A 6,904-nucleotide genomic window follows, 5' to 3' on the forward strand; every position below is an offset into this window, starting at 1 on the left:
TGGGAATTCCTTATCCGGTTCCCTTTGTTTTTGCTGGCAACTTCCAAATTTAAACTCGGTTCGTTGCCGCCATTAAATCTCAAGGATTAGATTGCAAAAGATTATCCTGCATGTCAAATATCCTAAAAAATAAACAAAAATAAAGGTAAAAATAATTAAAAACATATAGTTACATGATATTTTCATAAAATTACGGGCGACTTCCAAGCAAAAACATCACACAATCTAAAAACCAACAATCATGAAACATCAGAATTAAACACCAGTAAAATTTAGTTTGGCAAGATTAAATGGATGTTGATGTCATCATTTAACCGAATGGATAGTTTTATATTTCTCACAATGAGAATTAAACATAAGTTCCTGAAGGTTCAGTTTTTTTTGTGAACAAGATCTAGATTTGATCTAAAAGCATACGATTTCGTGAACTGCGTATCCTTTAGTGAACTGTGCTAGACTCGGCACTCTGCTATTTAGGTCTGTGTATGCTTACAACAAAAATCCAAAAATCCATTAGGGATAGTTATCAAAACTTGCAATTTCAGCTCGAAAACTTCATTCCTCGTCGAGGACAAAATTATCTTGTTGCTGAGATTGCAAAAACATTGTGTGGTTCATATCACAAATCCAACCGAATCTTGATTGCTGAAGCGGGTACAGGAATAGGGAAATCACTCTCCTATTTAATGGCGGCGGTTCCTGTTGCAGTGTTGAATAATAGAAAGGTTGTTGTTTCGACAGCCACAGTGGCACTTCAAGAACAGCTGATCAGCAAAGATTTGCCTTTATTTAGACGCATCACTGATCGTCAATTCTCTTTTATCCTTGCCAAAGGACGTCAACGATACTGTTGCACCGAAAAACTCGCGGCTGCGTGTGGGGTAGATGGATCACAAATTGCTCTGTTCGAATCAAAGCCACAAAAAAAAGACGTTGAATTATTCACCACCATGTATGAAAAACTGGCTCAAGGAAAATGGAACGGTGATCGCGACTCGTGGCCAAAAGCGATTAAAGATGAGTTATGGCAACTGATTGTTAGTGATAAGCATAGTTGTAATGGTAGCTTTGCTGGCCACAGAGATTGTCCTTTTCAAAAGGCGCGTTCGGAACTGGATAAAGCCGATGTCATTATTGCCAACCACAGCTTGGTCATGGCGGATGCTGACCTTGGCGGTGGTGTCATTCTGCCTGAGCCCGAAAACACCATTTACATTTTTGATGAAGCACACCACTTACCTCATGTAGCACGTGATCACGCTTCAGCGTCAGCAAGCTTGAAAGGCGCAGCTAGTTGGTTAGAAAAACTCAATCAATCCGTAACCAAGTTTTCAAGCTTAGCCGAAGAAAAACGAGTGGCACGTTTTCGTAACGAACTGCAAGAGACACTGCAACAACTTATCCCAAGCTTGAGCCAACTGACAAAGCAGTTTGTACCCGAACAATTTGAAGAAAAGCGATATCGTTTTGAGCATGGAGAACTGCCACAATGGCTTGAAGAAGAGTCTAAAACCCTGAAGCGGCTCTCTCAAAAAGCCAATCAATCCGTCGCTAAAATTGCGGACTTGATTGCTGAACGAGTTAAAGAAGGCGAACTCGCCGCTCGGTTGGCAGAACCAGCACTGACTGAATTAGGCTTTTATATTCAGCGTTTAGAGAACCTTGCCCAAGTATGGCTGCTGATGGCGGAACCCAAGCGAGAGAAAGGAGCCCCTTTGGCACGTTGGCTTGAAATTCACCCTGAACGTGAAGGTGATTTCATTGTTAACGTTTCACCGCTAGAAATTGGTTGGCAACTTGATCAACAGATCTGGAGCCGCTGCATAGGCGCAATCTTAGTCTCTGCGACGATGCGAGCTCTTAACTCGTTCAGCTACTTTTGCTCGCAAGCAGGGATCAGTGAAAAGGCAGAAGATGGCACACGTTTCCTAGCACTCGCTTCACCGTTTGATTATCAAAATCAGGCCGAGTTACTCATTCCAGCAATGCGTTTTGAACCGCAAGCGAAAGAGTATACTGATTATCTGGTAGAGCGTCTCGCTGAGTTTATTCAGCCAAACAAAGCTAATTTAGTGCTATTTGCTTCTTACTGGCAAATGCGCGAAGTGGCTGAAAAAATATCAACAGATTTTGTTAAACGAGGCTGGGCGCTGCAAGTCCAAGGTGAAATATCACGCACAGAAATTCTAAATAAACATAAAATGCTAGTGCAGTGTGGTAAAACGAGCGTAATGTTTGGCACCAGTAGCTTTTCGGAAGGGCTAGACTTACCAGGAGAACTTTTGGAGAATCTGGTGATCACAAAAATTCCGTTTGCAGTACCAACCTCTCCAGTTGAGCAAGCTCACGCCGAATACATAGAGAAGCGAGGTGGAAACTCTTTTATTCAGATAACCGTTCCTGAAGCCAGCAAAAAGCTGATCCAAGCCGTCGGGAGATTGCTGCGCAAAGAGCGTGATTCTGGTAGAGTCGTGATTCTCGATCGCAGAATCGTTTCAAAACGCTACGGAAAATCATTATTGGACTCGCTTCCTCCATTTAAAAGAACAATAGAATATTAGCTAGGGCTTAACACTACGCCCTTTCATCTCATTACTCAGGGCCGATTTTATTCATGGAATTTGTTGAGCCAACCACTTTGATTGTGTTGGCGCTTGTTGCTTTTATTGCTGGCTTTATCGATGCAGTCGCTGGCGGCGGTGGCATGCTTACTGTACCCGCGTTATTATCAATCGGTCTTCCGCCGCACATCGCACTAGGAACGAATAAGCTAGCGGCAACATTTGCCTCATCAACTGCCGCATTAACCTACTATCAGAAGAAGTTGTTTCAACCAAGCTGCTGGATCAGAGCTTTCATTGCCACCTTGATTGGCGCAACCATAGGTACTTTTGCTGTCGATGCGATCAGCACCGATTGGCTACAAAAAGTGCTGCCGCTCATTATTCTAGCGGCCGCTATCTATACGATATGGCATAAAACACCACATGCACACCAGGATGTCAGCCCGCCTCCCTGCCCTGTACTTCACAAAAAGCAGTATGCGCAAGGCTTGATACTTGGATTTTATGACGGGCTGGCAGGGCCAGGGACTGGCGCATTTTGGACAGTCAGTTCGATGGCGTTATACCGACTCAACATTTTATTGGCCTCTGGCCTTGCTAAAGCGATGAATTTTACCAGTAATGTAACGTCATTGGTTACCTTTGCCATTTTGGGGCATATTGACTGGGTGCTGGGACTGACTATGGGAGTTTGTTTGATGGCTGGAGCTTTTGTTGGCGCACATTCAGCGATTCGTTTCGGCGCTAAATTTATTCGTCCGGTGTTTGTGAGTGTGGTCAGTGTGCTTGCAATCAAGCTGACTTATGATGCGTGGTTTGCAGGCTTATGAACCATTTTTCTCAATTGAAGTCCTTAATTGAAGAGTTGAAACAACAAGCCGCCAGTGTTGACCGAACTCGTGGTGAACACCATCAGGCTCTGTTTGATGAGCGCCTGTTCCACTGTAAAGCGCACTTATTAATCCCTTGTGTTACGGAAGCAAAAGCGACCTTTGACTCCATCGTGCGCGAGCAAGAGAGCCAACGGCTAACCAGTCAACGAGCTCAATATCTAACCGATCGACTGCTTGCACAAATTGCGGCAATCCAACGCGAAATATCGACAGTATCGATCAGAAAAAGTGAGCCCAAGCATCGCAGCTATTATCGCAAACCGATCAACGCGTTATATCAAGAGCTGGCCCAGCACCAAGAATGGGAGCGGAGGCTGATGGATATGGTGAGAGAAAAAGAACTCGGACTCAAGCAAACTTCTGCTGTTAGTCAGCAGCAAGCACAAAAAGCGTTATTAACGGTAGAGCAACGGCTCAAGCGTTGCCAAGAAGCTAAGGCTAAGATCGAAAAACAAATTACGTTCAGGGAGAAAAACCAATAAAATGAATGATCCTACTGTACCGCTAGACGGTGCGTCTGAAGAGATAAAGCTCGCTGTCGATCTCATCTACTTATTAGAAACCAATCAGATTGAACCACACACCGCACTTGAAGCGCTGAAAATCGTACAGCAGGATTTATTGCGTAAACTGGATGATACTGCGAGAGAGTAAGAAGCAAACATCTACTTCTTACTCTTTCCAGCCGTTAGACTTTAAATTGTCCAACCAACTGTTGTTGCTTGGCTGAGAGTTGGCTTATCTGAGCACCAACCGATTCTGATTCACCGACCAGTGTCAATATCTGCGCGCTAAGATCACGAATATTGGATAGGCTGAGGTTGACTTCACCAGAGACGGCTTGCTGTTCTTGGGCCGCTTTTACAATCTGGCTATTCATATCGTTAATTGCTGAGATGGATTCAAACACTATTTCTAATTCAGCAACGGCCTTTTGGACTTGCATCGCAGTTCCATTTGCTAACGCGTTTCCTTGCTGGATCACCTCAACTACGCCCTCAGTACCTTGTTGGACTTTTTCTATCACTTTGCGTATTTCACCCACAGAATTCTGAGTCCGCTGGGCCAAATTACGTACCTCATCGGCGACAACAGCAAACCCTCGCCCTTGATCTCCGGCCCGAGCCGCTTCTATAGCCGCATTTAATGCGAGCAAATTGGTTTGCTGTGAAATTCCCTCAATGACCGTTAAAATTTCGGTAATATTGATATTGTTTTGAGCCAACTCTTCAACAACCGGCACCGCATCACTCATTCGCACCACCAGCTTATGCATCTCAGCTTCAGAGGCACGGATGACATCCTGCCCAGTCAGTGCGGAGTGATTAGCTTGCGAAGCGGCTTGCACCGCAGCCTCGGCATTTTGCACAACGAGACTTGCTGTTTGTGTCATTTCTTCAGAGGCAGTCGCCACCATATCCATCTCTTTAAATTGAGACTCACTACGGCTACGCGTTTGTACGGCAGACTGCCGTGCCTGTTCAGTCGTTTGAGCTACTTGGTTCGCACTTTCTACGATCTGCTGAATGATAGCCTGTAATTTGTCTAAAAACTGGTTAAAGCCGCGTGCCAAATCACCGATTTCATCATGACTACTGATGACAAGCCGCTGAGTTAAATCCCCTTCGCCAGAAGCAATATCTTGTAACCGCTCCACGACCGCTCGAATAGGTTTCACAATTTGGGTTGCAGCTAGCGCAATGATTGCGAGCCCTAAAAAGACTAGCAATGCGCCGACTAATAGCTCCGCTCTAACGCCATTCTCTACCTGTTGAGTAATGATCTGATCCAGTTGATTGGCATCAGCTAGCACACTCGATGTCGGCATTTCAAAAACCACGCCCCAAGTCTGGTTCGCCACCTGAATGGGAGCAAAGACAGACAACCACTGCCGATCTGAATTCCATTGAGAATGGACTTTACCCTCGGCTAGAAGATTGGCAATCTCTTTTGTAGTCAAAACTGAATCAGCCAGTGGCGCACCTAAGGTTAATTCACGCTCATCAGTCGCAATAAGCGTGTTATTTAAGCTGACAATAAAGACCTTACCATTACCGCCAAATAGACTTTGATCTGAACTCAGTGCAATCGCTACCAGTGGGCTAAGTTTTAAATCGATGCCAAAAAAGCCAATCGCAACGCCATCAATCAAAATGGGCACAGAGAGAGAAGAAGTAAGAAACGTTTCATTGTCTTGAATCACAATTTTAGGCGATGAGATACATGCACTAGCGGTTGTTAACGGGCAGGCGAAACGCTCACTGTTTCCTTCATCCTTCAATGCCACTTCGCTTAATACATTTGCCACCACATTTTCACCATTGGAGGACGTTATCCAGTATGCAGCGAATCGACCTATTTCATTTGAACCTACATAGTCAGCATTCTGGTAGTTGTCATCCTCGCTATCGAGCAAATTTGGCTTAAAGACGAGATAAGCCCCCTGGACATTGGGATAATTGACTACCGTCTTGCGAACCATTTCATCTAAAGATGTCCTTAACGCTTCGCTTTCACCAAAATTTTCTTCGGTATTTGATTTGAAAAACAAGGCCGTATCAGCAAGCATTTGAGCCCGATACATGGCTTCACTGAGATATTCAGATACTTCGGTGGCATTGAGCAGCGCCCGAGTTTCTAATAACTGCTGCGATTTATTGATCACAGAATCTGAACTTTGTTGTTTTATTGCTTGTTGGTTATTCACTGCGTTATAAACAGAAAAACCAATGAGAGACAATGACGTAATTAACAGGCAAAGGCCGGCTAAAAGGGTTATTTTCCATTGAACCGAAAGTGTTCGCATACTACATCCTTATGCTGCGCTAATAGGGTTTTCAGACGAAATGGTGACAACTTTAATTAGAGCATATTGACTTGAGAGATCAATCGTAAGTTTACATAAATGTTAATAAAAATATCCTTTCTGACTATTCAAAAAATTTACGTATTACAATTGATTCGCTTTTCGTCTTGTCCTTGCGCCTTGAAATGGTAACATCTTGCGCACAACTCATCTTAAGGATCCCTTATGAAAGTCATCAGTTTTAACATCAACGGTTTGAGAGCTCGCCTTCATCAACTGCAAGCGATTATTGATAAGCATCAACCTGATGTCATTGGACTTCAAGAAATCAAAGTACACGATGACGCTTTTCCTCTTGAGGACGTTGAAGCTATGGGCTACCACGTCTATTTCCATGGTCAAAAAGCGCATTATGGCGTCGCCATGTTGTGCAAGAAGGAACCCATTTCAGTACAGAAAGGCTTTCCTAGCGATAATGAAGATCATCAAAAACGCATGATTATGGCCACTTTTGAAGATGAAAACGGCCAAAAAACAACCATACTCAACGGCTATTTTCCTCAAGGAGAGAATATTTCCCATGAAACAAAATACCCCTATAAGCGTCAGTTTTATAAAGATCTAATGGGTTACTTAAAGAC

General features: G+C 43.9%; 6 protein-coding genes. 5 read left to right on the forward strand and 1 reads right to left on the reverse strand.

The annotated features are described in order from the left end of the window. Positions 1 to 485: 485 nt before the first annotated feature. The 4 genes from dinG to rsmS are packed head-to-tail and all read left to right on the forward strand — an operon-like array spanning position 486 to position 4,111. Positions 486 to 2,561: an ATP-dependent DNA helicase DinG gene (gene dinG / locus AACQ17_RS04175; RefSeq protein ID WP_038172098.1), complete on the forward strand. Its 2,076-nt coding sequence runs from the start codon at positions 486 to 488 to the stop codon at positions 2,559 to 2,561. Positions 2,562 to 2,614: 53 nt separating this feature from the next. Further along, entirely contained in the window at positions 2,615 to 3,394 is a 780-nt protein-coding gene (locus AACQ17_RS04180) for a sulfite exporter TauE/SafE family protein (protein WP_094147022.1), read from the forward strand. Beyond that, positions 3,391 to 3,939, forward strand: a complete 549-nt coding sequence (gene priC / locus AACQ17_RS04185; RefSeq protein WP_094147023.1) for a primosomal replication protein PriC — start codon at positions 3,391 to 3,393, stop codon at positions 3,937 to 3,939. Before AACQ17_RS04180 ends, priC begins: the two co-directional genes overlap by 4 nt. Position 3,940: 1 nt before the next feature. Next, positions 3,941 to 4,111 carry a pleiotropic regulatory protein RsmS gene (gene rsmS, locus AACQ17_RS04190; RefSeq protein ID WP_013856554.1) on the forward strand — a complete coding sequence of 57 codons (171 nt, stop codon included), beginning with the start codon at positions 3,941 to 3,943 and terminating at the stop codon, positions 4,109 to 4,111. Between the two features lie 34 nt (positions 4,112 to 4,145). Here rsmS and AACQ17_RS04195 read toward each other — a convergent pair whose 3' ends face one another. Beyond that, the gene (locus AACQ17_RS04195) at positions 4,146 to 6,263 is read right to left on the reverse strand and encodes a methyl-accepting chemotaxis protein (RefSeq protein WP_017045193.1); all 2,118 of its coding nucleotides are present in this window, start codon (positions 6,261 to 6,263) and stop codon (positions 4,146 to 4,148) included. 225 nt (positions 6,264 to 6,488) lie between these two features. On the opposite strand from AACQ17_RS04195, the gene AACQ17_RS04200 reads away from it, so the two are divergent. Further along, on the forward strand, positions 6,489 to 6,904 hold a 416-nt coding region (locus AACQ17_RS04200; protein WP_170935147.1), incomplete at its 3' end, for an exodeoxyribonuclease III.

Source organism: Vibrio sp. V10_P2A27P122, assembly GCF_963874335.1.
GTDB lineage: Bacteria > Pseudomonadota > Gammaproteobacteria > Enterobacterales > Vibrionaceae > Vibrio > Vibrio anguillarum.

Excerpts from the sequence above, each read along its gene's own strand:
- dinG (WP_038172098.1), top strand. The coding sequence starts at position 486 with ATGCTTACAACAAAAATCCAAAAATCCATTAGGGATAGTTATCAAAAC.
- AACQ17_RS04180 (WP_094147022.1), top strand. The coding sequence starts at position 2,615 with ATGGAATTTGTTGAGCCAACCACTTTGATTGTGTTGGCGCTTGTTGCT.
- AACQ17_RS04195 (WP_017045193.1), bottom strand. The coding sequence starts at position 6,263 with ATGCGAACACTTTCGGTTCAATGGAAAATAACCCTTTTAGCCGGCCTT.
- rsmS (WP_013856554.1), top strand. The coding sequence starts at position 3,941 with ATGAATGATCCTACTGTACCGCTAGACGGTGCGTCTGAAGAGATAAAG.
- priC (WP_094147023.1), top strand. The coding sequence starts at position 3,391 with ATGAACCATTTTTCTCAATTGAAGTCCTTAATTGAAGAGTTGAAACAA.